General features: G+C 66.6%; 21 protein-coding genes. 12 read left to right on the top strand and 9 right to left on the bottom strand.

Annotated elements, in window-relative coordinates; all coding sequences use genetic code 11:
* Positions 1 to 17 precede the first annotated feature (17 nt).
* The 12 genes from AC3A35_RS21110 to AC3A35_RS21055 all read left to right on the top strand — a co-directional run bounded on the left by AC3A35_RS21110 (position 18) and on the right by AC3A35_RS21055 (position 15,804).
* On the top strand, positions 18 to 1,277 hold the full coding sequence (locus AC3A35_RS21110; RefSeq protein WP_487438312.1) for an acyl-CoA dehydrogenase family protein: 1,260 nt from the start codon (positions 18 to 20) through the stop codon (positions 1,275 to 1,277).
* Positions 1,278 to 1,333: 56 nt separating this feature from the next.
* On the top strand, positions 1,334 to 2,092 hold the full coding sequence (locus AC3A35_RS21105; protein ID WP_487438311.1) for an SDR family NAD(P)-dependent oxidoreductase: 759 nt from the start codon (positions 1,334 to 1,336) through the stop codon (positions 2,090 to 2,092).
* A gap of 42 nt (positions 2,093 to 2,134) precedes the next feature.
* Positions 2,135 to 4,096, top strand: coding sequence for an oxidoreductase (locus tag AC3A35_RS21100; RefSeq protein WP_487438309.1), 1,962 nt, complete (start codon positions 2,135 to 2,137; stop codon positions 4,094 to 4,096).
* A gap of 38 nt (positions 4,097 to 4,134) precedes the next feature.
* Positions 4,135 to 5,028 carry an SDR family NAD(P)-dependent oxidoreductase gene (locus AC3A35_RS21095; protein WP_487438307.1) on the top strand — a complete coding sequence of 298 codons (894 nt, stop codon included), beginning with the start codon at positions 4,135 to 4,137 and terminating at the stop codon, positions 5,026 to 5,028.
* Positions 5,025 to 5,786, top strand: coding sequence for an SDR family NAD(P)-dependent oxidoreductase (locus AC3A35_RS21090; RefSeq protein WP_487438306.1), 762 nt, complete (start codon positions 5,025 to 5,027; stop codon positions 5,784 to 5,786). The genes AC3A35_RS21095 and AC3A35_RS21090 overlap by 4 nt, the downstream gene beginning before the upstream one ends.
* Before the next feature lie 493 nt (positions 5,787 to 6,279).
* A complete protein-coding gene (locus AC3A35_RS21085; protein ID WP_487438305.1) occupies positions 6,280 to 7,935 on the top strand; it encodes a DUF1302 domain-containing protein in 1,656 nt (551 codons plus the stop codon).
* A 22-nt stretch (positions 7,936 to 7,957) separates the two neighbouring features.
* Positions 7,958 to 9,328, top strand: coding sequence for a DUF1329 domain-containing protein (locus tag AC3A35_RS21080; protein WP_487438304.1), 1,371 nt, complete (start codon positions 7,958 to 7,960; stop codon positions 9,326 to 9,328).
* A gap of 103 nt (positions 9,329 to 9,431) precedes the next feature.
* Complete coding sequence (locus AC3A35_RS21075) at positions 9,432 to 10,520, top strand: WD40/YVTN/BNR-like repeat-containing protein (protein WP_487438303.1); 1,089 nt, start codon at positions 9,432 to 9,434, stop codon at positions 10,518 to 10,520.
* A gap of 18 nt (positions 10,521 to 10,538) precedes the next feature.
* Positions 10,539 to 12,965 (top strand): efflux RND transporter permease subunit, encoded by a 2,427-nt coding sequence (locus tag AC3A35_RS21070; protein WP_487438302.1) that lies wholly within the window; start codon positions 10,539 to 10,541, stop codon positions 12,963 to 12,965.
* A gap of 107 nt (positions 12,966 to 13,072) precedes the next feature.
* On the top strand, positions 13,073 to 13,516 hold the full coding sequence (locus tag AC3A35_RS21065) for a universal stress protein (protein WP_487438301.1): 444 nt from the start codon (positions 13,073 to 13,075) through the stop codon (positions 13,514 to 13,516).
* A gap of 131 nt (positions 13,517 to 13,647) precedes the next feature.
* Positions 13,648 to 14,943, top strand: coding sequence for a spinster family MFS transporter (locus AC3A35_RS21060; RefSeq protein WP_487438300.1), 1,296 nt, complete (start codon positions 13,648 to 13,650; stop codon positions 14,941 to 14,943).
* Between the two features lie 168 nt (positions 14,944 to 15,111).
* On the top strand, positions 15,112 to 15,804 hold the full coding sequence (locus AC3A35_RS21055) for a carboxymuconolactone decarboxylase family protein (protein WP_487438299.1): 693 nt from the start codon (positions 15,112 to 15,114) through the stop codon (positions 15,802 to 15,804).
* Here AC3A35_RS21055 and AC3A35_RS21050 read toward each other — a convergent pair whose 3' ends face one another.
* The 9 genes from AC3A35_RS21050 to AC3A35_RS21010 form a co-directional block, all read right to left on the bottom strand.
* Positions 15,805 to 16,443, bottom strand: coding sequence for a TetR/AcrR family transcriptional regulator (locus tag AC3A35_RS21050; RefSeq protein ID WP_487438298.1), 639 nt, complete (start codon positions 16,441 to 16,443; stop codon positions 15,805 to 15,807).
* A 96-nt stretch (positions 16,444 to 16,539) separates the two neighbouring features.
* A complete protein-coding gene (locus AC3A35_RS21045) occupies positions 16,540 to 17,991 on the bottom strand; it encodes a class I adenylate-forming enzyme family protein (RefSeq protein ID WP_487438297.1) in 1,452 nt (483 codons plus the stop codon).
* 73 nt (positions 17,992 to 18,064) lie between these two features.
* Positions 18,065 to 18,862 carry an SDR family NAD(P)-dependent oxidoreductase gene (locus tag AC3A35_RS21040; protein ID WP_487438296.1) on the bottom strand — a complete coding sequence of 266 codons (798 nt, stop codon included), beginning with the start codon at positions 18,860 to 18,862 and terminating at the stop codon, positions 18,065 to 18,067.
* Between the two features lie 38 nt (positions 18,863 to 18,900).
* Positions 18,901 to 19,230: an EthD family reductase gene (locus tag AC3A35_RS21035; protein WP_487438295.1), complete on the bottom strand. Its 330-nt coding sequence runs from the start codon at positions 19,228 to 19,230 to the stop codon at positions 18,901 to 18,903.
* A gap of 21 nt (positions 19,231 to 19,251) precedes the next feature.
* Positions 19,252 to 20,049, bottom strand: coding sequence for an enoyl-CoA hydratase/isomerase family protein (locus AC3A35_RS21030; protein ID WP_487438294.1), 798 nt, complete (start codon positions 20,047 to 20,049; stop codon positions 19,252 to 19,254).
* 130 nt (positions 20,050 to 20,179) lie between these two features.
* A complete protein-coding gene (locus tag AC3A35_RS21025; protein ID WP_487438293.1) occupies positions 20,180 to 21,382 on the bottom strand; it encodes an acetyl-CoA C-acyltransferase in 1,203 nt (400 codons plus the stop codon).
* Position 21,383: 1 nt separating this feature from the next.
* On the bottom strand, positions 21,384 to 23,513 hold the full coding sequence (locus AC3A35_RS21020; protein ID WP_487438292.1) for a 3-hydroxyacyl-CoA dehydrogenase NAD-binding domain-containing protein: 2,130 nt from the start codon (positions 23,511 to 23,513) through the stop codon (positions 21,384 to 21,386).
* Positions 23,510 to 24,562, bottom strand: a complete 1,053-nt coding sequence (locus AC3A35_RS21015) for an NADP-dependent oxidoreductase (protein ID WP_487438291.1) — start codon at positions 24,560 to 24,562, stop codon at positions 23,510 to 23,512. Before AC3A35_RS21015 ends, AC3A35_RS21020 begins: the two co-directional genes overlap by 4 nt.
* Entirely contained in the window at positions 24,559 to 25,248 is a 690-nt protein-coding gene (locus tag AC3A35_RS21010) for a carboxymuconolactone decarboxylase family protein (RefSeq protein WP_487438290.1), read from the bottom strand. Before AC3A35_RS21010 ends, AC3A35_RS21015 begins: the two co-directional genes overlap by 4 nt.
* Positions 25,249 to 25,378 lie beyond the last annotated feature (130 nt).

Raw genomic sequence — 25,378 nt, 5'->3', positions numbered from 1 at the left:
AGAAAGGAAGAACCGAAATGCATTTCGAGCAATCAAGGAAATCGATCGAGTGGATGGAGCGGGTGCGGGCCTTCATGGACGAACAGGTTTATCCGGCCATTCCGACCTACCATGAGCAGGCGGCGACCATCGACCGCTGGAAGGAAACGCCGCCGATCTTCGAGGAACTGAAGGCGAAGGCACGCGCGGCCGGCCTGTGGAACATCTTCATGCCGCCGTCGGATCACGACGATGAGTTCTTTTCCAGCGTCGGCCTGAGCAACGTGGAATACGCGCCGATCGCCGAGCTGATGGGGCGGGTGTCCTTCGCCTCCGAGGTGTTCAACTGCATGGCGCCCGACACCGGCAATTTCGAAGTGCTGCACCGCTACGGTACCGCCGACCAGAAGCGCCGCTTCATGCTGCCGCTGGCCAACGGCGAGACGCGTTCGGCCTTCCTGATGACCGAGCCGGCGGTGGCCTCGTCGGACGCGCGCAACATCCGCACCCGGATTCAGCGCGACGGCGACGACTACGTGATCAACGGTCACAAGTGGTGGTCGTCCGGTGCCGGTCATCCCCATTGCGCCTTCTTCATCGTCATGGGCAAGACCGACGAGACCGCCGAGACCTACCGCCAGCAGTCGATGATCCTGGTGCCCGCGGGAACGCCGGGGGTCAGGATCGTGCGTCACCTCGACGTGTTCGGCTTCGACCACGCGCCGCACGGGCACTTCGAGGTCATCCTCGACAACGTCCGGGTGCCGGCCGAGAACCTGATCTTCGGCGAGGGGCGGGGGTTCGAGATCGCCCAGGGGCGCCTCGGCCCGGGCCGTATCCACCACTGCATGCGCAACATCGCCTCGGCGGAGGTTGCACTGGAGAAGATGTGCATCCGCCTGATGTCGCGTGAAGCTTTCGGCAAGAAGATCAACGAGCACTCGGTGTGGGAGGAGCGCATCGCCAATGCGCGCATCGACATCGAGATGGTGCGCCTGCTGTGCATGAAAGCGGCCTACATGATGGACACGGTCGGCAACAAGGCCGCGCGCGGCGAGATCGCGATGATCAAGGTGGTCGCCCCGCAGGTGGCGCAGCGCATCATCGACATGGCCATTCAGGCCCATGGCGGGGGCGGCGTGTCGCAGGATTTCGGGCTCGCCGAGATGTACGCCAACACCCGCATCGTGCGCCTGACCGACGGCCCCGACGAGGTGCACTGCCGCACCGTGGCTCGGCTCGAATGCAGGAAATACGAAGGTCGCGACTATTCGAGTATCAAGGCCTATTCGAAATGACTCATCGCCGGATGTTCGGGGATGAACGGGATAACACCGAAGCGGGGCGAGAAGAGATGGGAAGACTGGACGGAAAGGTCGCGCTGATCACCGGGGCGGGCGGCGGGCTCGGCGCCGAGATGGTGCGGGTGTTCGCGCGTGAAGGTGCCGTGGTCGTGTTCGGCGACATCGCCGACGAGGCCAGCAAGGCGCTGGAGAAGGAGGTTCGACTGGCCGGCGGCGACGCGCGCTATCGGCGCCTGGATGTCACCCTCGAGGACGACTGGCGTGCTGTTGTCGCCGAGACCGTGAGTGGCTGCGGCAAGCTCGACATCCTGGTGAACAACGCGGGCATCGTGCCGCGGGTCGCGCCGATCGAGGAGCGGACCGTCGAGGAATGGGACCGGACCATGGCGGTGAACGCGCGCGGCGTGTTTCTCGGCACGAAGTCCGTGATTCCGGCGATGCGGCAGGCCGGCGGCGGTTCCATCGTCAACATCTCTTCGGTGGCCGCGATCGGGCAATGGCAGCTGGCGGAGGCGGCCTACGCCGCGAGCAAGGGCGCGGTGACGACTTTCACCAAGGTCACCGCCGCCCAGTACGGGCGCGACGGCATCCGCTGCAACTCGGTTCATCCCGGTCCGATCGACACCGTGCTGCTGCGCGCGGTGTTGTCCGACGCCGAGGTGCTGAAGCGCCGCCTGGGCCGCGTCCCGCTTGGCCGCCTGGGGGCGATACACGAGGTCGTCGCCGGGGTGCTCTACCTGGCCTCGGACGACGCCTCCTACACCACCGGCACCGAGCTCGTCATCGACGGCGGCGCGCGGGTGCAATAAATACGGAAGGCCGGCAGCGATCGGCCCCCAAGGAGGAAGACTATGCACAAGGACGCCACGCCGACGGCTGCCTACCCGCGGCTCTTCGAGCCCTTCAAGCTGGGCCGGCTGGTGCTTCCCAACCGCGTCGTGATGCTGCCCCACGGCACCAGCATGGTGAGCGAGGGCGGTATCACCGACGAGGACATCGCGTACTACGAGGCACGCGCCAGGTCGCGGCCGGCGATGATGATCACCGGGGCGGCGATCGTGCACCCGAGTTCCGCGGTCCGCTCGCGCAAGCTCGTCGAACCTTACAACGATGCCGTGCTCGAGGGGCTGCAGCGGCGGGTGGAGGTCGTCCAGGCCCATGGGGTCAAGGTGCTGGGCCAGATCGTGCACCTCGGGCGTGAAATGATCGGCGGCGAGTTCGATTCCGCGCCGCTGGCGCCGTCGGCGATCCGCTCGCCGCGCGATCCCTTTCCGCCGCATGCGCTCGACGAGGGCGAGATCGCCGAGCTCGTCGAGGCCTTCGGCGTGTGCGCGCGAAACCTCAAACGCACCGGCCACGACGGCGTCGAGATCCACGGCGCGCACGGCTATCTGGTCGCACAGTTCCTGTCGCCGGCCACCAACCAGCGTACCGATCGCTACGGCGGCACGCCCGAACGGCGGCTGCGCTTCGTGCTCGAAGTCATCGACTCGATACGCCGCCACTGTGGCGAGAATTTCCTGCTCGGTCTGCGCCTGAGCGCCGACGAGGAGCTCGCCGACGGGCTCGAGATTCCGGATACCGTGCTCATCGCCAAGGGCATCGAGCGGCACGGACTGACCGACTACCTGAGCATCACCCTGGGCACCCGGGGCAGCTACGTGAAGGATGTCACCGCGGCCGAGGGGACGGCGGCGCGGGCGGCCGGGATTATCCGCAAGGCCTGTGGGATCCCGATCATCGTCGGCCAGCGGATCACCTCGCCCGAGTGCGCGGAACGCATACTCGCCGAGGGCCAGGCAGACCTGGTCGGCATGGCGCGCGCCTTCATCGCCGACCCCGAGTGGGTGGCCAAGACCTATCGTGGGGAGGCGGACCGGATCCGTCCCTGCATCGGCCTGAATCAGGATTGCCGCGCGTTTTCCCCGCACCTGCATTGCGCGGTGAATCCGATGGCGGGCAGGGAAATGGTGGCGGAGTTCATCGATCGCGGTCCGGCACCGGTGCCGCGCCGCGTCGCCGTCATCGGCGGCGGACCGGCCGGCCTGGAGGCGGCGCGCGTGGCCGCGGCGCGCGGGCACCGCGTCACCGTGTTCGAGGCGACCGACGGCCTCGGCGGGCAGTTTCTCTATGCGGCCTCCTTGCCCCACCGAAGCGATTTGCGCCGCCTGATCGACCATCTGCAGGGCGAGCTGCGGCGGCTGTCGGTAAACGTGGTGCTGAACGCGCGGATCGAGGGCATCGACGATCTGCGCGGGGCGTTCGATGTGGCCATTGTCGCCACCGGCGCGGCGCCGAAACCGCTCGCCGACGAGCTCGCCGGGGCGCAGGTGGCGACCTGGTTCGAGATCCTCGACGAAGGGGTACCCCTACCCGCACGAAGCGGATGTGCGGTGATGGTCGACGACGGCAGCGCCTTCTGGTGGACCTACGGCGTGGCCGAGGCGCTGATGGAAGCCGGGTGGCGGGTCGTGATCGCGACCCCCTCGGCGGGGATCGCGGCCAACATCCCGACCGAAAGCGTCGGTCCGCTGCTCGCCCGTCTCGGTGGCGGCGGCACCGCGTACCGCGTGCTGACCGTACTCGAAGGCACCCGTCCGGGGGCCGCGCTGTTGATGAACGCGACCACCGGCGAGGTCGACGAGTTCGCCTGCGATCTGGTCGTGGTCCAGACCGGACGCGCGGCGCGTTCGGCATTGATCGGGACGCTGCGCGCGGCGGGAGTGGAAACGCATGCGGTCGGTGACTGCATCACGCCGCGTCGCGTGTCGCACGCGCTCTTCGAGGGCCAGCGCGTGGCACGCGGGATCTGATCGACATTTCATAGCTTCAATCCCAAGGAGGAACTCGGATGCAAAGCTTGACCGGCCGTGTTGCCGTGATTACAGGTGCCGCCAGCGGGATCGGCGCGGCAATGGCCTGGCGCTTCGCGCGCGCGGGCATGAAGATCGTCGTCTCGGACGTCGACGCGGAGGCCGCCTCGGCCACCCGCGAGGCCCTCGCGGCCGCGGGGCATGAGGCCATTGCGGTGCGTACCGATGTGGCCGATCCGGCGGATGTGGACGCCCTCGCGGAGCGGGCCTACGCACACTACGGGGCGGTCCATCTGCTGTGCAACAACGCCGGCATCGTGCCCGGCGGGCGTCACCGCGCGGTATGGGAATACCCGCTGGAGGACTGGAAGTGGTCGCTGGATGTGAACCTGCTCGGCGTGGTCCACGGCATCCGCAGCTTCATCCCGCGCATGCTGGCTCAGGGCACCGAGGGCCACGTGATCACCACGGCGTCGGTCGCGGGTCTCGTCAGCGGCTCCGGATCGGTGGTCTATAGCGCCGCGAAACATGCCGCGGTCCGCACCACCGAGGCGCTCTACGCGGCGCTGCGCGAGCGCTCCGCGCCGATCGGCGTGACCGTGCTCTGCCCCGGCCTCGTCAACACCCGGATCTACGAGTCCGAGCGCAGCCGCCCCACGGCGCTGCGCCCGGACGGCGGCCCGGCGGACGAGGCGCCGGAGCTCAAGGCCATCGCCGAGCAGCTCTATTCGACCGCGATCTCGCCCGCCGAGGTCGCCGAGCTCGCCTGGCGCGGCGTGGTCGACAACCAGTTGTACGTGCTGACCACCGACAGCTTCGACGCCGCGGTCCGTGACCGCATGGAGGCGATTCTCGCGCGGCGCAATCCGGATTTCGCGAGTCTTCTCCAGCTGAGTACGCGCGAGGCCGCCGAGCGCGAGGGGGGACGATGAGCGGCCGCCTTGCCGGAAAGATCGCGCTGGTCACCGGTGCCGCCTCCGGCATCGGCCTGGCGACGGCCCGCCGCTGCGCCGAGGAGGGCGCGGTGGTGATTGCGTGCGATCGCGACGAGGAACGGCTGAAGGCCGCGCTCGGTGAGCTTCCGGGGGGCGGGGATGCCCACCTCGCGATCGCGTTCGACGTGACCGACGAAGCGGGCTGGGCACGGGCGACCGAGGACGTCGCCGCACGCTTCGGTCGCCTCGACGTGCTGGTGAACAACGCCGGCTTCGGTCGCTTCCGCGCCATCGCCGACACCACGCTCGAAGAGTGGCGCGCGACCCTGGCGGTGAATCTCGACAGCGTGTTCCTCGGCACCCGCCATGCGCTCCCCTTGCTCGCCAGCTCGGGGCGCGGTGCGATCGTCAACATGTCGTCGATCCGTGGCCTGGTGGCCGGTCCGAACGCCGGCGCCTATTGCGCCGCGAAGGCCGGCGTGAAGCTGTTCACCAAGGTGACCGCGCTCGAATGTGCCGCCGCCGGCAACGGCGTACGGGCGAATTCCGTTCATCCCGGTCACGTCGAAACGCCGCTCACCGCCGCCGCATACGCCAACCCGGTCCTCGCCAGGGAGTTCCTCGCCGAGACGCCGCTCGGACGCTTCGCCCGGCCGGAAGAAGTCGCCAACGTGATCGTGTTTCTCGCCAGCGACGAGGCGAGCTACCTGACCGGGACCGAGATCGTCATCGACGGCGGGATCACCGCGCAATAGCGACACCTCCCGTCGCCATGGCGGCCTCCTTGAGGGTGGTGGTGCCGCGGGCATGATCGTCGTTTCTGCGGTCCGGGGGGGCGAGCGATCCCTCCACGGCTGACCGCCTGACCCTGATCCCGGCGCACCGAGCCATCCGATTCCGCTGCGGTCGGCACACTGCCGCGGTGGCATCCTGCCGCCCTTTCCGCCCGGGTCGCAGCTTGCCCCGCATACCACGCAGCCTGAGCAAAATCGATCTTTCGAACAGCAAAATGCTTGACAACCGACCGGACGGTCGGTAGCCTGCATTCAGCGTCCTGAAGGTGATGCCCAAGGCGGAATCCGAAGCTGGCGACCCGTCTGAAGTCCAAGAGAACCGACACCGCGCGCATCGCGAAACGACCCGGCCAAGGAGCGCCGGTGCGTAGGTCGAAGAGTGAATGGAGTCGTAGCCGATAGCTGTGCGAAGGAGCCGCCGACGAGCGGCTGACCAAGCCAAAGGAGAACGGATGTGAGAACTGCGAAACTGAGAAGGATCTTTTGGCGCGCAAGGCCGATGGTGCTTGGCCTTGCCGCGGCCGGCATCTGGAGCGGCAATGCGGTGGCGTTCCAGTTCGAGACCGCGGACTCGGACATGGAAGTGCGTTGGGACAACACCGTCAAGTACAACGTCGGCTGGCGGATGGACAAGCGCGACCGCACCCTCGGCGACACCTGGGGCATGCAGGCGGGGGAGCACAAGTTCGACCGGGGCGACGCCGTCACCAACCGCGTCGACCTGCTGTCGGAGTTCGATTTCATCATCAAGAAGAACTACGGCTTCCGGGTATCGGGCGCCGCCTGGCACGACTTTGCCTACAACGACAAGGTCGAAGGAAACCCGGCCTATCAGGCGGCAGGACTGGGAACGAGCTACCCGGGCAACCGGTTCACGAGCGATGTGAAGCGCTACTACCGCAGCGGTGGCGAATTGCTCGACGCCTTCGTGTTCGGCCGAGCCTACCTCGGCGAGATGCCGCTCGACGTGCGCTTCGGGCGGCATAACCTGTACTGGGGCGAATCGCTGTTCTCGGCCATTCACGGCGTGTCCTATTCGCAGGGGCCGGTGAATTTCCAGAAGGCGCTGGCGACGCCCGGCTCCGAGGCCAAGGAACTGTTCCTCCCGCTCAACCAGGTCTCCGCGGTGCTGCGCGTAACCGACAACATTTCGCTCGCCGCGCAATACCAGCTCGAGTGGCAGCCCTACCGCCTTCCGGAGGGCGGAACTTACCTCAGCAGCTCCGATCTGGTGTTCTCGGGCGGGACGCGCACGGTCACCGGCACGCCCTACCTCGGCGACCTGAGCTCGGGGCGCCACGCAACGCCGGACGACCGCGGCAACTGGGGGGTCAGCGGGAAATTTGCCACCGATATCGGCAACTTCGGTGTCTACTACCGCCGCTTCGACGACCGCGTTCCCGGCATCCTGTTTTCCGATGGGGCGCTGCACAACGCCTACGCCGAGGACGTCAAGCTGTTTGGTGCAAGCTTCTCGACCAGCGTAAGCGGGGTGGCGGTCGCCGGCGAAATCGTGCGCCGCAACGATACGATCCTGAACACCGTTGCCGGCTCCTCGGACCTCGCACGCGGCAATACCTGGCACGCCCTGGTCAACGCGGTTGCGTTCATCGGCAGGACGCCGTTGTTCGACGCGGCCAGCCTCCTCGGCGAACTGACCTACAGCCGGCTCGACAAGATCACCGACAATCGCGCCGCGTTCCGCCACGTCGATCACAACTGTCCGACGCGGGACAAGTGGGACGGCTGTGCCACCGACGACGCCTGGGGCATGCAGTTCACGTTCATCCCGACCTGGTACCAGGCCTTTCCCAGCGCCGATGTCACGCTGCCCATTTCGTACAACCGCGGCCTGAGCGGAAACTCGCCGGTGCCGTTCGGCGGGAACCAGGGCAGCGGCAGCTGGAGCATCGGACTCGGCATCGACTACAAGGCCAGGTACAAGTTCGACATCGCATACACGGATTACTACGGCCGATACGACAAGGGGCCGAATCCGTTCTTCGGCGTCGTTCCCGGCATCGGGCCCACCCAGCTCGCCACTTCGAACGGCAACGGCGCGATTCATGACCGCGGCTGGTTGTCGGTGACCTTCAAAACGACGTTCTGAGCAAGATCGAGGACCGTAGACTATGAAAAAGACTGAATTCGCCATCGCTGTGTTCGCGGTAGGCATCGCCGGTGCGGCTGTCGCCGCCGCCACGCCCGAAGAGATCAAGCTGCTCGGGACGACCCACACCCCGTGGGGCGCCGAGAAGGCGGGCAACAAGGACGGGACGATCCCGGAATGGACGGGGGCGGTGAAACCGCCCGCGAGTTTCGATCCGAAGAATCCGGCGCGGCGGCCCGATCCGTTCGCCGACGAGAAACCGCTTTACTCGATCAGCGCGTCCAACATCGAGCAGTACGCGGACAAGCTGACGGAAGGGACCAAGGTGATGCTGCAGAAGTACCCGACCTATCGCCTGGACATCTATCCGAGTCACCGCACCGCCAACTATCCCCAGTACTACCTCGACAACACGGTCAAGAATGCGACCGACTGCAACACCACCAGCGAGGGCTTGAAACTGGAGGGGTGCTGGCCCGGTCTCCCGTTCCCGTTCCCGAAGACCGGAAACGAGGTGGTCTGGAACCGTCTCCTCAAGTTCGATGCGCCGGCCTTCATGACCCAGCGCATGTACTCGCGCGTGGTCGATACGCGCGGCAGCAGCACGCCGACCGCGACCTCGACCGCGTACATCCAGTACCCGATCTTCGATCCCGCCCGCACCACGCAGATCGACGGCGACGAAGCGTACGAACTGATCCGTCTCGATTACACCGGGCCGGCGCGCAAGGCGGGCGAGAAGGTCCTGGTGCGCGATTCGGTGGACATGGTCAATGTCGGTCGCAAGGCCTGGTCCTATCTTCCCGGACAGCGACGGGTGCGCCTGTCGCCGGACCTCTCCTACGACACGCCCAGCCCGACCGGTGGCGGCACCGGCGTGCTCGACGATACCTCGGTCTTCTTCGGTGCGATGGACCGCTATGACTTCAAGCTGGTCGGGAAGAAGGAGATGTTCATTCCCTACAACACCTATCGGATCCGCGACCGCGAGGCGTGTCCGGAACCCACGCGCCACGTCAAGAACCACCTCAACCCGGATTGCATGCGCTGGGAGCTGCATCGGGTGTGGGTGGTCGAGGCCACGCTGAAGCCGGGCAAGCGTCATATCTATGCCAAACGGGTATTCCATTTCGACGAGGACTTTCCGGGCGTCGGGGTCGCGGACAACTACGATTCCACCGGCAAGATCTACCGGCTGGTCCACAACCTGCCGATCTCGCTGTACGAGAACCCGGGGCATCACACCACGGACGAGTACGTGACCTATGACCTCGCCACCGGCATGTACGCGCATCAGACCGACCCCACCGACGAGGGCGGATGGGTGGTGACGCCGATGAAGCCGAACTCGTTCTTTACCGGCGACGCGCTGACGGCTGAAGGCGTGCGCTGATTCCCTGCGGACGGAGCGCCCCATCCGGCCCGCTGGCGATTGCCGGACAGCGGATGGTGGTGTCTTCGAGTTGTGACGAAACAGGTTGTGGAGGGCGAGCGTCGTGCGCTACGTCAAGTTCTTGTTTTCGCTGGCGGTTGCAGCCGTGCCCGTGACCGTGCTCGCCGCGCCGACGGCCCCCTTCCGCCATCCTCTCGAGGTACCGGCGGTGGCGAGCAGCCTTGCCGCGTACAGCCCGTTGTATGCAGTGGCCCGGGCAGGGACACGGCTCGTCGCGGTCGGGCAGCGCGGCCACATCGTGGTGTCCGAGGACGACGGCATCTCCTGGACGCAGGCGAGCGTTCCGGTGAGCACCGATCTCGTGGCCGTGTCCTTTCCCACCGCGAGCCATGGCTGGGCGGTCGGCCATGGGGGCGTGGTGCTCCATAGCAGCGACGGCGGCTCCACCTGGGTCAAGCAGCTCGACGGCAGACAGGCCGCCGCGCTCGCCATCCGTCACTTCGAGGCCCTCGCGAGCGGCGACGCGGACGCCGAGGCCTTGCTGGCCCGCGAGCAGCGGGTGCTGGGCGATGGTGGGACCCAGCCTTTTCTGTCAGTGCATTTCGAGAGCGAGCGCACCGGCTACGTCGTCGGCACGTTCAACCGGATCTATCGCACCGATGACGGCGGACAGAGCTGGGAGCCGTTGATGGCGCAGGTCGACAATCCGGGCGAGCTTCATTTCAACGCGATCGTGGGGGGCGGTGGACGCCTCTACCTGGCCGGCGAACAGGGCATGGTCTGGATGCGAGACGACAGCGGGCGCTTCGTCGCGCGCCAGACGCCCTACGAAGGAAGCCTGTTCGGCATGGTCGTGGACGGTGCGGAAACGGTCATTGCGTTCGGGATGCGCGGAAGCGTGTTTCGCAGTGCGGACGCGGGCCAGTCTTGGGAAAAGATCTCATTGGGAACGACGGTGGGCATCACCGGTGGGGTGGCAAGCCCTGGCGGCGAGGTGGTCCTGGTCACCCAGGGGGGCGCCATCGCGCACAGTCGTGATGCCGGCAAGACCTTCTCCGCCGTAAAGCCGTCGATGCCGATGTCGTACTACGGAGCTGCCCTGCTGACCCCGGGTCGCGTGGCCCTGGTGGGGGCCGGAGGGGTGCGCATCGAGTTCATCGGTGGCGCGCAGCAGCTTTCGAGCCGCCAATAGTTTCGGAGTAGCAAAACCATGAGCATCGCAGGCATCAGTTCTCAGGAAATGGCAGTCGTTGTCGATCCGCGCGCGTTCGACGACCGCTCGGGAAATCTACTCGAGCGTCTCATCTTCAATCACCGGGCGGTCGTGGTCGTGATCTGCCTGCTGCTGACCGCCTTCTTCGGGTACCAGAGCACCGGCCTGCGGATCGGCGCGAGCTACGACAAGATGCTGCCGCAGAGCCATCCCTATATCCAGCACTACATCGAAAATCGTGCGGACCTTCGCGGTCTCGGCGATTCCGTGCGCGTCGTCGTGGAGAATCCTTCCGGGGACATCTTCGACCCCGAGTTTCTGGCGACGCTCGCCAGGATCAACGACGAGATCATCACCCTGCCCGGGGTCGATCGCGCCTGGATGAAGTCGATCTTCACGCCGGTCGTGCGCTGGGTCGAGGTGACGGAGGAGGGGTTCCGCGGCGGCCCCGTACTGCCCAACGATTACGACGGTAGCGCCCGTTCGATTCAGGATCTGCGCGTCAACGTCGCGCGCGCAAACATCCTCGGCAGTCTCGTTGCCAACGACTACCGCTCGACGATGATCGTCATTCCGCTGCTGGCCCAGACCGGTGACGGTCAGGCGGTCAACTATCACCAACTGTCGACCGCGCTGGAACAGATCCGCGCGCGCTTCGAACGCGGCGACGGATCGGCCGCGGTCCGCATCTACATCAATGGCTTTGCCAAGCTCGCCGGCGACCTGATCGACGGGCTGGAAAAAGTGATGGGCTTCTTCCTGTTCGCCGCGGCCATTGCGGCGGCGATCATCTACCAATACACGCGCTGCGTGCGCAGCACGGCGACGGTGCTCGCATGCTCGATGATCGCCGTGATCTGGCAGCTCGGCATGGTGGCCATGCTGGGTCAGGAGCTCGACCCCTACTCGATCCTGGTGCCCTTCCTCGTGTTTGCAATCGGCGTCTCCCATGGCGCGCAGAAGATGAACGGCATCATGCAGGACGTGGGCCGGGGCACGCACAAGTGGGTGGCTGCACGCTACACCTTCCGCCGCCTGTTCCTGGCCGGATTCACCGCGCTGCTGGCCGATGCGGTGGGTTTCGGGGTGCTGATGGTGATCGACATCCCGGTGATCCGCGAGCTTGCGCTGACGGCGAGCCTGGGGGTGGCGGTGCTGATCGTGACCAACCTCATCCTGCTGCCGACCCTGCTGTCGTATGTCGGGGTCAGCCCGGTTGCCGCGCAACGAAGTCTGCGCGCCGAGGCGACGGCCGAGAGCCAGGGTGGCGGCTTCGCGCGGATGTGGAATCTCCTCGACCGCTTCACCGAGCGCAAGTGGGCGGCGGCGGCGGTCGCGTGCGGAGCCGTGCTCGGCGTGGCGGGCTTCATCGGCGCCCAGTCCCTGCAGATCGGTGACCTCGACGCGGGGGCGCCGGAATTGCGCCCCGATTCGCGCTACAACCGTGATAACGCCTTCATCACCGAGAACTACGGGATCTCGTCGGACGTGTTCGCGGTCATGGTGAAGACCGCGGAAGATGGCTGCCGCAGCTTCGAGACCCTCACCGAGCTCGACCGCCTGTCCTGGGAGCTGCGCCAGCTCCCCGGGGTGCAGCGAACGAGCTCGCTGGCCGACACGGTGCGCAACTACACCTCCGGCTCGTTCGAGGGCAATCCCAAGTGGCAGACGGTGGCCGACGTCCAGCCGATCGTCGATGCCCAGATCAACAGCGCTATCGCGTGGAATTCGGATCTGCTCAATTCCCACTGTTCGATCACCCCGGTGCTCGCCTATCTGTCCGACCACAAGGCCGCCACCCTCGATCGGGTCGTTCTTGCGGCGAGTGAGTTCGCGGGCCGGTACGGCACCGACGAACGCGGTTTCCTGCTGGCGGCAGGGAGCGCAGGCATCGAGGCGACCACCAACATCGTCGTGCGCGACGCCAACCGGACGATGCTGCTCTATGTCTATGCGTCGGTGATCCTGCTGTGTGCCATCACCTTCCGCAGCTGGCGCGCGGTTGTCGTTGCGGTGCTGCCGCTGGTGCTGACGTCGGTGCTTGCCGAGGCCTTGATGGTCCAGCTCGGCATCGGCGTGAAGGTCGCGACGCTGCCGGTCATCGCGCTCGGTGTGGGAATCGGTGTCGATTACGCGCTCTACCTGCTGTCGGTCCAGCTGACCTATCAGCGCCTCGGGCTGAGCCTCACCCAGGCCTACCGCAAGGCCGTCGCCTTCACCGGCAAGGTGGTCGCGCTGATCGGTGTGACCCTGGCGGCGGGGGTGATCACCTGGGCATGGTCGCCGATCAAGTTTCAGGCGGACATGGGCATCCTGCTGACCTTCATGTTCATCTGGAACATGTTGGGCGCCCTGATCCTGATCCCGGCGCTGTCGCACTTTCTGCTCCGGAACGGAGTGGACAAGGCGCAAACGGCGAACTGAGTGGGGGGTGGATCCCCGCGTCGGGTCCCGACGGACGGCAACCCGGTGTCCGGAAACGAGCGGGTTCCGCTCCAACTGTACGCAAACTGATGCATGGAGGCAGTGTCGTGTTCCAGAACTTTCTCGTTCCCACAGATGGATCGGAGCTCTCAGAGCGGGCGGTAGGCGCCGCGGTGTCCCTGGCCGCCGAGGTCGGGGCGCGGGTGACTTTCTTTCATGCCATGCCTGACCTCGAGTCGTCGATCTACGGCGAAGCCGCGCTGGTACGCACCGCGGACCCGGAAATGTTCGAAAGGACGGTCAATGAGCGGGCATCCGCCGTGCTCGAACGGGCAGAAACGGTGGCGCGGGATGCGGGCGTTTCGAGCGCGCGGGTCACGTCGGTGATGGATCAGCCGTACGAAGGCATCATCGCCGCGGCGAAGGCGCAGGGATGCGATCTGATCCTCATGGCCTCGCATGGCTACCGCGGGGTGAAGGGCCTGTTGCTCGGTTCGCAGACCCAGAAGGTGCTGACCCATTCGACGATCCCCGTACTTGTGTATCGGTGACCCCAACGGAGCCAGGCGGTGACGCCGCTCTGCCACGCGTGCTCGACGGTGGTCGATTCGATGAATCGACGCCGTCGATGACGCTCAATATGACAAAAAGCCAATAGATTGGCACTGATTGGAGCGAGACAATGATGAGCCCCGGACGCCGGCGTTATGTCCTCTTTCTGCTGTTCATGGTATCCGTGTTCAACTATGTGGATCGCACCATCCTGTCGGTGCTGCAGGTACCGATCAAGACCGATCTCGGCTTGTCCGACCTGCAGCTCGGCGCGTTGACCGGGCTGGCGTTCGCGCTGTTCTACACCACCCTGTCCCTGCCGATCGCCCGTGTTGCCGATCGCTGGGTGCGCAAGTACATCATCGCCGGTTCTCTCGGAGTCTGGAGCGGGATGACCGCGCTGACCGGGCTCGCGACCAGCTATGCCAGCCTGGTGTTCTTTCGCATCGGGGTGGCGGCCGGTGAGGCGGGAAGTCTGCCGGCGAGTCATTCGATGATCGCCGACCTCTACCCCGCCAACAAGCGCGCCACCGCGCTCGCGGTGTGGGGCATCTCGCTGCCGGTCGGCATGCTGTTCGGGTATACCGCGGCCGGCGCGCTGGCCGAGGCGGTGGGGTGGCGCATGGCATTCGCGATCATCGGCATCGCCGGCCTGCTCCTCGTGCCGGTCCTGTTGCTTACCATGCGGGAGCCGGTGCGTGGCCAGTTCGACCACGGTGCCGTCTATGCCCAAACGCAGCTGACCACGCGCCAGGCGGTCCGCCACCTGTGGGAGATCAAGACCTTCCGCTACCTGGTGGCCGGCGGGGCCTGCCACGCCTTCTCGTGGTATGCGGTGAACAGCTGGAGCGCCCCGTTCTACGTCCGGGTGCACGAGCTCTCGCTGGGCGAGACCTCGCTCTACCTGGCGCTGGTCAATGGCTTCGGCAGTGCGCTGGGCATGTACCTCGGCGGCCGCCTCGCGGATCACTTCGGGGCCCGCGATCCCAGGGCGCGTGCGCGGGTGGTCGCGATCGCGCTGTACGCGATGATTCCGTTCGCGCTGCTGCAGTTCATGGTCGCCTCCGCCACCCAGTCGATGGCCCTGGGCGCGGTCACCTTCACGCTGATGCTGGTCTACTACGCCCCGACCATCGTGATCGCCCACCTGCTGGTGCCGCCGAACATGCGCGCCTTCACTTCGGCTGTCCTGATCCTGATCCTCAATCTGTTCGGCCTGGGTCTGGGACCGCTGGCGACGGGCTACGTGAGCGATCTGCTGATGGAACACTACGGGATGGCCACCGACTCGCTGAGGTATGCGGTGAGCCTCGCCGTGATGTTCTCCCTGCTCGGTGGCTGGCTGTACTGGCGTGCATCGAACCTGCTGCCGGGCGAGATGCTGGCACAACACGAAACGCCGCCGCCTGGTGCGGTCAGGGCCTGAAGGTCACCACGGTCGATCGGGGCGGTCTCGCGCTGGCGATGACGTTCGGATTGACTGCGGCGCAGAGGGCAGCTTGGAATTGAAAGGAAGCGCGGCGCTGATCCGGGCCCGGTCCGGCGCTGGAGGGATTGGACGCAGTCCGAGTGACGTGTTGTTTGAGGAGATGCCGTGACGATCGAAAATCCGTTGCTGGGTGCGCCGCTGCTGCGGCGGACCGCCCCCTTGACCCTCGGCGGTTACGCGAGGTTCAGGAAGATCATTGACGAGGACGGCGCCTTGCCGGCCAGACTCAAGGTGATGTTCGTGGCGGTCGCCGCGACGACCAAGGGCTATCGCGAGATGGCGTTGCGCGAACTCACCCGCGCGCGGGACCTGGGGCTCACCTTCGAGGAGGCGTCCGCGGCCGCGATCGTGCTCTGCAGCGTGCGCGGAGAGGGGGCGGCCCTGTCCTACCTCGCGGCGCTGGAAGCCGTGTTCCCGGGGCGTACCCAGGGCGATGAGGGGCTGGCGGCGATCGACGTGGCGCCGGGTGAGGCGGAGCGGAACTTCCTGGCGTACTTCGGCACCCTGCCGCCGTCGCTGGGGAAACTCGTCGAGCTGTTGCCGCTCGGTGCGGACGCCTATTACCTGATGCGCGAGGGGACCATCAACGGTACGCCGCTCGGACCGAAGTATTCCGAACTGCTGCTGGTGACCGTGCTGGTTGCCGATTACAGCCCGTGGGCGTCGGTGCACATCAAGGGTGCGCGAACCGCCGGGGCGAGCGAACCGGAGATCGCCGAGGCGATCGTGTGCGCGGTGACGACGAGCGGTCTGTCGGCGTGGGTATCGGGCGCAACCGCAATGGATGCGCCGGCCTGATCAGCTCTTGAGCAATCCGCCGAGGAAGATCTGGCACAGCGACTTGGCCATTTTTTCCGGCGGGGTCTCGGTCGCCATCGGCGGATACCACTTGTAGGCCCAGTTGCACATGCCCACGAAGGCGAGGGTGGTGAGCTTCGGATCGAATTCGCGGAACTGGCCCTTGGTGATACCGGTCTGGATGATCGCGGTGATCCGGGCGAAGTATTCGCGACGACGCTCCCGCATGTCTGCCCGCTGCTCGTCGGCCAGTTCGGCGTAGTGATCCATGAACGCACGCACGTAGCCGGGGTGATGGGCGATCTCGCGCAGCGTATAGACACAGGCCCGCTCGAGCAGCTCGGCGGGTTCGACGCCCACCTCCTGTGCGTCGGCCTCGAGACCGCCGATCAGAGCGTCGATATGCAGCTGGTGCATCTCGTACAGGATGTCGCCCTTGCTGGCGAAATAGTGATACAGCGTCGGCTTGCCCAGACCGACCTCGTCGGCCAGCATCTGCATGGACGTGCCGTGGTAGCCGACATGGTCGAAAAGCGTTGCGCAATGCTCGATGATCTCGAGGCGCTTCTCGTCATGTGCTGCCGTCGCTGTGCGGGCGCGCTTCCGTCTCACCGGTGTGGCCTTGGCTGGACTCGTCATAGTGTTTCCTAGCTTCCAAGTGAACTGCAAAAACGGGCCGACCACAGGTCAGCCCGCCCCGAACCGAAGCCCGCCTGCCGGCGTCTCTGACCTCGCCTAGCCCCGCTGCAGCTTCGATGCGACCAGTTGTGCCATGCGCTTTTTATCGACCTTGCCGGTCGTCGTAAACAGGAACTCTTCGACGACGACGAGATGCTCCGGCCATTTCTTTTTCGACAGCCCGATGCTTGCCACGTGTTCCTTGAGGTCATCCAGCGTTGGCTTCGGATGTCCGTCGCGAATCGAGCACACCGCGCACGCCTGCTCCCCAAGCCGTGCCTCGGGAACCGCGACCACCGATGCCATCGCGATCGCCGGGTGTCGCAGCAATGCCGCTTCGACCTCGGCGGGATCGATATTATATCCACCACGGATGATTTGGTCCTTGATTCGGCCTACAACCTTCAGGTATCCCTCCGTGTCGCACACGATCTCGTCCCCGGTCAGGAAGTAACCGTCCTCAGTGAGCTGGTGCTCTTGATCGCCGAGGCCGCGGCAATAGCCTATAAAGAGTGACGGTCCGCGTACCCCGGCCTGGCCACGTTCGCCCCGGGGTAGCATGCGCCGCGCGCTGTCGAAGGCCTCGTCACGGGTGCCGGGGAATGGTTTGCCGTCCGAATGGCATATACGTTCGGGCGGATCGTTGGGCCGAGTGGACGCATGCCCCATGCATTCGGACATGCCGAACATGCGCAACGCTGGAATGCCCAGGAGGTCTTTTGCTGCGCTGATCAGCTCGGGCGTCATCGAGCCGCCGCCGACCCCCAGCGCCTTGAGGGGGCTTGGGCGGGTCCACTTTCCGCTGCGCGCAAGTTCGACGAAGGAGACAAGGCCGGTCGGCACGGAGATGCCCCAACGGCATTCGTATCGATCGATGACCTTCAGCGCCTCCAGCGGATCCCAAGGATCGACAATGATCAGTGGATGGCCAAACGCGAGTGAAAAGTGGACGGTAAATGTGAAGCCCGGTGCGCTGCCCAATGGCATGAGGCCAAGTATCGGATCGCCGGGCACGAGACCGGCGACCTCTGCGCAGGCGCGTACCGCGTAGTTCATCGCGGTCGGCGAATGCATCACGCCCTTTGGCACGCCGGTGGTCCCCGAGGTAAAGCCGATCAGTGCGGTCCCTGCGTTGCGTTCGTCGGGTGCGCCGACGAGTGCGCGGTCGCGGACTGCAAGATGCAGGCCGGGCAGTCCGGGTACCGGCTCGCCGGTGCCGTCGTCGAAGAGCGCTACGTGCCCGAGGCGTTCGTCGAGCACCTGGCGCTCGGCTGTACCGAGATCGGGGGTGTAGGGGCACATCACTGCGCCGACCGCCGAGATGCCGAGGGCTGCGGCGAGAACGGGGGCGTTCTTGCGACCCTGCAGCATGACCCGATCGTGCGGGCGGACGCCACCCGCGAGCAGTGCGCGCATCGCCGCTTCGGCCATCGTGCGCATTTGCGCGCGGGTCCACTGGCGGCCGTCGGCGCCGACGATCGCCAGTGCCTGCGGGTCGGCGTCGGCCAACGCGGCGAACTGGTCCCACAGTGAAGCGTCGGTCCAGGTCAGGCCATCGGCCGAGAAGGTGTTGGGGGTCTGTTCAGGCAATGGACTGGCCTCCATCGACGATTAAGGTCTGGCCGGTGATGAAGCTGCCTGCACCGGAGGCAAGCAGCGCGACCGTGGCGACGATCTCGGCGGGCCTGGCGAAGCGGTGAAGGAGAATCCCGTCCAGGAGTTTCTGCTGCACGCTTTCGGTGAGCGTCTCGGTCATGCCGGTTTCCACCGAGCCCGGCGCCACTGCATTGACCCGTATGCCATGGTGGGCCCATTGGGCGGCCAGGTCGCTGGTGAGGTGCACGATCGCCGCTTTGCTGGTGGTGTAGGGAACCACCTGGCCGGCCTCGGGGGTGTAGGAGAGAAACGCACCGACCGAGGCGATATTGACCATGGCGCCGCCGCCGTGCGCGATCATGTGTTTCGCGGCGTGGCGGCAGGCGAGGAAGGTCCCGGTCAGATTCACGTCGATGACCTTCTGCCAGCCCGACAGCGGAATCTCCTCGGGCAGGCCCCACCAGGAGGCACCGGCGTTGTTGATCAGGATGTCGAGGCGGCCGAATTCCTGCACCGTGGCCGCCACCGCCGCCTCGACCTCTTCCTCCTTGGCGATGTCGCAGCGCAGGCCGATCGCCTTGCGCTCGAAGCGCCTGGCGATGTCCGCCGCGATCCCGGCGCACTCCTGCTCGTGGCGGGAGGCGAGTGCCACATCGCAGCCGAGGTCGGCCAGCGCCGCGGCCATGGCCTCGGCCAGTGCGCCCCGTCCGCCGGTGATCAACGCAACCTTGCCGTCGAGGCGGAATTGTCGGGCGATGAAGCCCGGAGAAAATGTCTCGCTCACTGTGTTGTCCTGCCCATTCTGGAGGGGTGAAGGAAACCCTAACTGCCAGGGAGGAGGTCGACCTCCTCCGTGATCAGCGCGATCCGCTTGCCTTTCATTCTGCCGACGTGGGCGACGGCTGCCTTCCACTCCGGCGAATCGAGGGCCGCATCGAGCGCCTCGCGGGTGGCGAAAGTCAGCACCGCATGGCCATCCCAGGCGGGTGCCCCGGGATGGTCGTAGTCGAACACCACCTCGCCATGCCGATAGGCCTGAAGGCCGGGCAGCTGCCTGCCGTAGCCGGCGTGCTCGCTGCGCCACCAGGTAGTGAATTGCTCCCGCGTCCATTCGGGCGGGCGTGTCGCCAGGATGACCAAGCTTGCTGACATGTGTTTATCCGCCTTTGCCGATTAACGACCGGTCCACTTCGGGGTGCGCTTTTCGAGGAAGGCGCGAACCCCTTCCTTGGCGTCCTCGGAGTGGTGTACGACGTTGCAGGTCATGGTCTCGAGCGTGATCAGGGTGTCGGTGTCGGCATCCAGGCCGCGGTTCACCGCCATCTTGGTCATCCACATGCAGAACGGGCTCTTGTCGATCAAGGGCGCGCAGAAATCCTGGATCAGCTGATCGAACTCCGCCTGCGGAGCCGCAGCGTTGATCAGGCCCCACTCGGCGCACTGGTCGCCGGTGAGCAGCTTGCCGGTGAGCATCAGCTCCTTCGAGCGGCGCATGCCGATCATGCGCGGCAGGCGGTAGATCGGGCCGGCACCACCGAACAGGGCGCGGCGGATGTGGAAGTCGCCGATCTTGGCCTCGGATGCAGCCAGCGCGAAGTCGCACGAGATCATCAGTTCAAAGCCACCGGCAACCGCGTAGCCTTCGACTGCGGCGATGGTGGGCTTCTTCATGTTGAAGATCTTGTCGTAGGTGCGGGCCGAATCGATCGCCAGCTGCAGCGACGAGGTGGTCTCCTGCAACACCGGACCGACCAGCTGATCCAGATCGGCACCCGAGCAGAAGGTGTTGGCGCGGCCGCGGAACACCACCGCGAGGGCCTCCTTGTCCTCGGCGGCGCGATCGACCGCCTTCTCGAGTTCCTTCAGCAGCTGCGGGCTGACGCAGTTGCGCTTGTGGGGGCGGTTGAGCCAAATGGTCGCAATGCCGTTGCCCGCAACCTCGTATTGAATGACGTCCTTTTCCATTTCCATGGTTGTCTCCGCTCCTGAGAAAATTTGCTGCCGAATCCGGACTTTGATTCCGTACTTCGATTAGCACCCGACCGGTCGGTCGGTTAGATGAAACATTATCACGCCACCGATATTTGTCAATGCCGCAATTTCAGAAAATTTCGAACAATCCGGCTGCGCCGATGCCGCCGCCGACGCACATCGTGACGACGCCATACTTCGCCTTGCGCCGGCGTCCCTCGAGCAGGATATGGCCGGTCATGCGCGCGCCCGACATGCCGTAGGGATGGCCGACAGCGATGGCCCCGCCCGAAACATTGAGCCGCTCGTCGGGAATCTCCAGCTGGTCGCGGCAGTAGAGCACCTGGGAGGCAAAAGCCTCGTTCAGTTCCCACAGATCGATGTCGTGGACTTTCAGCCCGGCCCTGGCCAGCAGCTTCGGTACGGCGAGCACCGGTCCGATCCCCATCTCCTCCGGTCCGCAGCCCGCCACCGCCATGCCGCAGTAGCGACCCAGCGGTGTGAGTCCGCGCCGGGCGGCCTCGGCGGCCTCCATCAGTACCAGCGCCGCCGCGCCATCGGACAACTGCGAGGCATTGCCGGCAGTGACGAAGCGGCCCTCCTTGAGCCTTTGCCCTTCCTTGAACACGGGCTGGAGGCTGGCGAGATCGTCGAGCGTGGTCTGGGGGCGGTTGCCCTCGTCCTGGGCGATCGTGACCGGGACGAAGTTGGTGCGGTTCGTCGCCTTGTCGAAGCGCGCCATGATGGTCTCGATCGGGATGATCTCGTCATCGAAGCGACCTTCGGCCTGGGCCTGGGCCGTCCGCTGTTGCGAGCGAAGGGCGTACTCGTCCTGCCGGTCCCGCGATACGCCATAGCGCTCCGAGACGATCTCGGCGGTTTCCAGCATCGACATGTACAGCGCGGGAACGCGCTGCTCCAGGGCGGGATCGATGATGCGGAACTGGTTGAACTTCTCGTTCTGCACCAGCGACACCGATTCGACGCCACCGGCCACGGTGACCTCCATGCCATCGACGATGATCTGCTTGGCTGCAGTTGCGATCGCCATCAGGCCGGAACCGCATTGACGGTCTACCGTCATTCCGGCCACGCTCACCGGCAGGCCGGCGCACAGGGCGGCCTGCCGGGCCACGTTGAATCCGGTGCTGCCCTGCTGCAGGGCGCAGCCGAGCACCACGTCGTCGACTGCGTCCGATTCGACGTGCGCTCGCTGCAGCGCGGCCTTGACCGCGTGTCCGGCCAGGGTCTGGCCCTGGGTGTTGTTGAAGGCGCCACGGTAGGCCTTGCCGACGGCCGTACGCGCGACGGAAACGATGACTGCATCACGCATGCTATGCGCTCCCTTGGGTTGAGGTTGGGGGGGTGTTGCAACTCGAGGTGGCGCTGCCGGCACCATCCCAGCCGCGGCCGGCAGCGGCCGCGGTTCGGAGCAGCTCGGCAGGCGCCCAGTTCTCGCCGTGGCGGCGGTAATGGCCGACCACGGATTCGTAAATGGAGGGGAGGCCGGTTTCCTCGGCCCAGCACATGGGCCCGCCACGCCAGGCCGGGAAGCCGTAGCCGTTCACGTAGACGACGTCGATGTCGCCGGCGCGCTGCGCCACGCCTTCCTCGAGGAGGCGCGCGCCTTCGTTGACCATGGCGCACAGCAGGCGGTCGAGGATCTCCTGATCGGTGAAGTCGCGGCGCTCGATGCCGAGCTCGGCCGCAACGTCCCGGATCAGCGCGTCGACTTCGGGGTCGGGGCTCGCCGCGCGGCCCTCGTAGCGGTAGTAGCCGCGTCCCGTCTTCTGGCCGAAACGGCCCTGCTCGCAGATGCGATCGGCGATCGGCGAGTAGCGCAGGTGCGGCGGCCGGCTCGTGTTCTCCTGCTGGCGGATGCGCCAGATCACGTCGAGGCCAGCCATGTCGCGCATGGCGAAGAGCCCCATGGGAAAGCCGAACTCGACCAGCACGCGGTCGATCTGCCACGGTGTGGCGCCTTCCTCGAGCATGAAGTCCGCTTCCCGCCCATAGGCGGCGAGGATGCGGTTGCCGATGAAGCCGTAGGCGTTGCCCGCCACCACCGCGATCTTGCGCAGGCTGCGGGCGACGCCCAGCGCGGTGGCGAGCGTGTCCGGCGCGGTCGCGCGGCCGCGCACGATTTCCAGCAGGCGCATGACGTTGGCCGGGCTGAAGAAGTGCAGGCCGACCACCTTGCCGGGGCGGGAGGTGGCTTCGGCGATGGCGTCGATGTCGAGCGTCGAGGTGTTGGTGGCGAGGATGGCCCCGGGCTTCGCCACCACATCGAGCTGGCGGAAGACGTCCTGTTTGACCGCCATGTCCTCGAACACCGCCTCCACGATCAGGTCGGCGTCGCGCAGATCGGCGTAGTTCGTCGAGCTCCGGATGCGCGCCAGCGCCGCGTCCGCCTTCGCCTGCGCCAGGCTGCCGCGGTTCACCGAAGCGGCGTAGTTGCGCGCGATCATGTCCATGCCGCGCGCCAGCGCCTGGTCCGAGGCGTCGACGAGCATCACCGCCAATCCGGCGTTGGCGAAGCTCATCGCGATCCCACCGCCCATGGTGCCGGCACCGACCACGCCGACTGCGCGGATGGGTGCGGGCGTGGCCGAGACATCCTTGAGCTTGGTGGCGGCGCGCTCGGCAAAGAAGAGGTGGATCAGCGCCCGGCTCTGCGGGCTGCGCTCGCATTTCTTGAAAGCCTCGCGCTCGCGCGCGAAGCCTTCGGCGAAGGAGAGGCGGCAGTCGGCCTCGATGCAATCGACGATCTGCCATGGGGCCACCTGGCCCTTCCAGCGGCGACGATGCTTGTCGCGGTAGTCGGAGAAGAGTTTCGGATCCGTGTTGCGGATCTTGTCCGTCGCCTCGGTCAGTCGCCGCGGCGGCAGGGTGCCGCTCACGACCTCGCGGGCGAGACCGAGCGCGCCTTGCAGCAGGTCGTCGTCGGCGAGGCGGTCGATGATGCCCCACGCGTGCGCCTGGCGGGCGGAGACCGGGTTGCCGGTGGTGCACACCTCGAGCGCCGCCTGCGGCCCGGCCAGGCGCGTCCACCACTGCGTGCCGCCGCCGCCGGGCATCAGGCCGAGCTTGACCTCGGGCTGGCCGACCTGGGCGTCGGCGGTGGCGATCCGCCACTGGCACGCAAGCGCAAGTTCGAGACCGCCGCCGAACGCGGTGCCGTGGATGGCGGCGATGATCGGCTTGGCGCTCGCCATCAGCGCGTCGATGATGGTGTATAGCGTCGGTTCGCCGTAGGGCTTGCCGAAGTCGTTGATGTCCGCGCCGGCGACGAAGGTGGCCCCGCCGCCGATGATGACCAGCGCCGCCACCTCGGGATCCGCCGCGCTGCGTTCGATGGCCGCCATCAGGCCGCTGCGCACGGCGTGGCTCAGGGCGTTGACCGGAGGATAGTTGACGGTGGCGACGGCGATGTCGCCCATGCGGGTATAGCTCACATCGTTCATGTCGAGGCGCCCTGGTTCGGATCGTCGATCTGCACCACCAGGCGCCCGTTGTGGGCGCCGGTGAACAGGCAATTGAAGGTGTCGGGAACGTGCTCGAAGCCGGTGCGCAAGTCGATGTCGTAGCGCAGGCGGTCTTCGCGGATCCAGCCGTCCAGCGCGCGCAGGGCGGCATCGACGCGCGCCGGCTGGCCGAGGATGTCGCTCACCAGAAAGCCCTGCAGCCGGGCGCTGTTGACCACGAGATTCCACAGGTTGGCGGGGCCGGGTGTCCGCTCGGTGGCGCCGTAGCGGGCGATCATCCCGCACAGCGCGACTCGGGCGTTCTTCCTGAGATGGTCCAGGGCGGCCGCGAGGAGCGGCCCGCCGACGTTCTCGAACACGACGTCGATGCCGTCCGGGAACGCCGCGGCGATGGCCTCGCGCACCGGCGCCGGACCCTTGTAGTCGATGCACTGGTCGTAGCCGTAGCGCAAGGTGGCCCGCGCGCATTTTTCGGCGCCGCCGGCGATGCCGACGACCCGCGACGCGCCCGCGATGTGCGCGATCTGGCCGGCTAGCGAGCCGACCGCGCCCGCGGCCCCGCTCACCAGGACACGGTCCCCGGGGCGCACGCCAGCCACCTCGAGCAAGCCGTAGTGTGCGGTGAGGCCGATGGTGCCGAGCACATGGGTGTACACCGGAAGGGGATGGCCGAAGCCGACCGGCAGCGGATGGAACCGGGCGGCCGGACCCGACACGTAGTCGCTCCAGGAGCCGAAGCCCCACACCAGCTCGCCCTCGCAGCGCGAAGCGTCGCGGGACGCCACCACTTCGCCGACGACCATCCCCCGGATCGGACCGCCCACCGCGATCGGCACCCCGTAGCCGGGGGCCGCGTCCATGAAATTGCGGATGGTCGGGTCCATGCAGAGCAGCTTCACGCGCACCACGAGCTCGCCTACGCCCGCGGTCGGTGCCGGCGTCACCGCCAATTCCAGATCGGACGGCGCCACGCGGCCATGGGGCCGCCGGCGCAGCAGCCACTGGCGGTTTTCGGCGGACCTGCTCATTGCTCGTTCAGGAGCACGCCGGCCGCCATCCAGGCGGCGATGCCGGCCGAGGGTACGGCGCACAGGATGGCCTCGGCCATCTCCTCGTCACTGGCGCCGACCGCACGCGCGGCACGGATGTGGGTGGCGGCCATCGGGCTGTAGTCCGAGGCGAGCACCGCGATCAGCATGAGCTCGGCCGACTTGCGGTCGAGCTGGTTGCAGTCGATCGTTCCGCGACGCATCAGGAAGTAGCCGTCCGCGCCCAGCGGCGCCAGACGCAGGAGGGTGACGAGCGCCGGCGGCACGGTGCCGAAATAGGCCTTGAAGTTGGCTTCGGCCTCGCCCGGCTCGGCGCGCACCAGGTCGGGTTCGGTCGCGGCCTCGGCGGGCACCGGATAGACCACGCGCAGCACGGCGTCGAAGGCGAGGGCAGCGCCTTCGCCGCGCAGGCTGCTGAGCAGGATGAGGCCGCTCGAGGCCTCGTTGAGCGTGATGCCCAGAGCGGCGGCGCGCGCGAGCTCGGTGTGTGCCAGATCCCGATAGCCGCGGTTGCACGCCGCAACCGCGGCGAGGAGGCATTTGAGCTTCGCGCTCAGGGCGCCGTCGGACTCGATGACCTCGCGGAACAGCGCGTACCCGGAGCGCGTGAAGGGTGCCAGCTGCTTGAGCAGCACCGACTGCAGCAGTGCATTCGACTCTGTCACCTTGAATCTCCCTTTGAGTTGGCGGGGCGTTTTGCGGAGCGCCCGGGTCGGACTCGCCGCAGGGCGAGCCGACCGCGAGCAGATGAAAATCGGTAACTGCAGCCTACCGACCGGGCGGTCGAGTGTCAAG

Source organism: Azoarcus sp. Soil_N_20, from assembly GCF_057656155.1.
This window is presented reverse-complemented; position numbering and strand designations above follow the sequence as displayed.

Excerpts from the sequence above, each read along its gene's own strand:
- AC3A35_RS21095 (WP_487438307.1), top strand. The coding sequence starts at position 4,135 with ATGCAAAGCTTGACCGGCCGTGTTGCCGTGATTACAGGTGCCGCCAGC.
- AC3A35_RS21020 (WP_487438292.1), bottom strand. The coding sequence starts at position 23,513 with ATGAACGATGTGAGCTATACCCGCATGGGCGACATCGCCGTCGCCACC.
- AC3A35_RS21090 (WP_487438306.1), top strand. The coding sequence starts at position 5,025 with ATGAGCGGCCGCCTTGCCGGAAAGATCGCGCTGGTCACCGGTGCCGCC.
- AC3A35_RS21015 (WP_487438291.1), bottom strand. The coding sequence starts at position 24,562 with ATGAGCAGGTCCGCCGAAAACCGCCAGTGGCTGCTGCGCCGGCGGCCC.
- AC3A35_RS21100 (WP_487438309.1), top strand. The coding sequence starts at position 2,135 with ATGCACAAGGACGCCACGCCGACGGCTGCCTACCCGCGGCTCTTCGAG.
- AC3A35_RS21050 (WP_487438298.1), bottom strand. The coding sequence starts at position 16,443 with ATGACGAGTCCAGCCAAGGCCACACCGGTGAGACGGAAGCGCGCCCGC.
- AC3A35_RS21025 (WP_487438293.1), bottom strand. The coding sequence starts at position 21,382 with ATGCGTGATGCAGTCATCGTTTCCGTCGCGCGTACGGCCGTCGGCAAG.
- AC3A35_RS21080 (WP_487438304.1), top strand. The coding sequence starts at position 7,958 with ATGAAAAAGACTGAATTCGCCATCGCTGTGTTCGCGGTAGGCATCGCC.
- AC3A35_RS21070 (WP_487438302.1), top strand. The coding sequence starts at position 10,539 with ATGAGCATCGCAGGCATCAGTTCTCAGGAAATGGCAGTCGTTGTCGAT.
- AC3A35_RS21105 (WP_487438311.1), top strand. The coding sequence starts at position 1,334 with ATGGGAAGACTGGACGGAAAGGTCGCGCTGATCACCGGGGCGGGCGGC.
- AC3A35_RS21110 (WP_487438312.1), top strand. The coding sequence starts at position 18 with ATGCATTTCGAGCAATCAAGGAAATCGATCGAGTGGATGGAGCGGGTG.
- AC3A35_RS21060 (WP_487438300.1), top strand. The coding sequence starts at position 13,648 with ATGATGAGCCCCGGACGCCGGCGTTATGTCCTCTTTCTGCTGTTCATG.
- AC3A35_RS21035 (WP_487438295.1), bottom strand. The coding sequence starts at position 19,230 with ATGTCAGCAAGCTTGGTCATCCTGGCGACACGCCCGCCCGAATGGACG.
- AC3A35_RS21030 (WP_487438294.1), bottom strand. The coding sequence starts at position 20,049 with ATGGAAATGGAAAAGGACGTCATTCAATACGAGGTTGCGGGCAACGGC.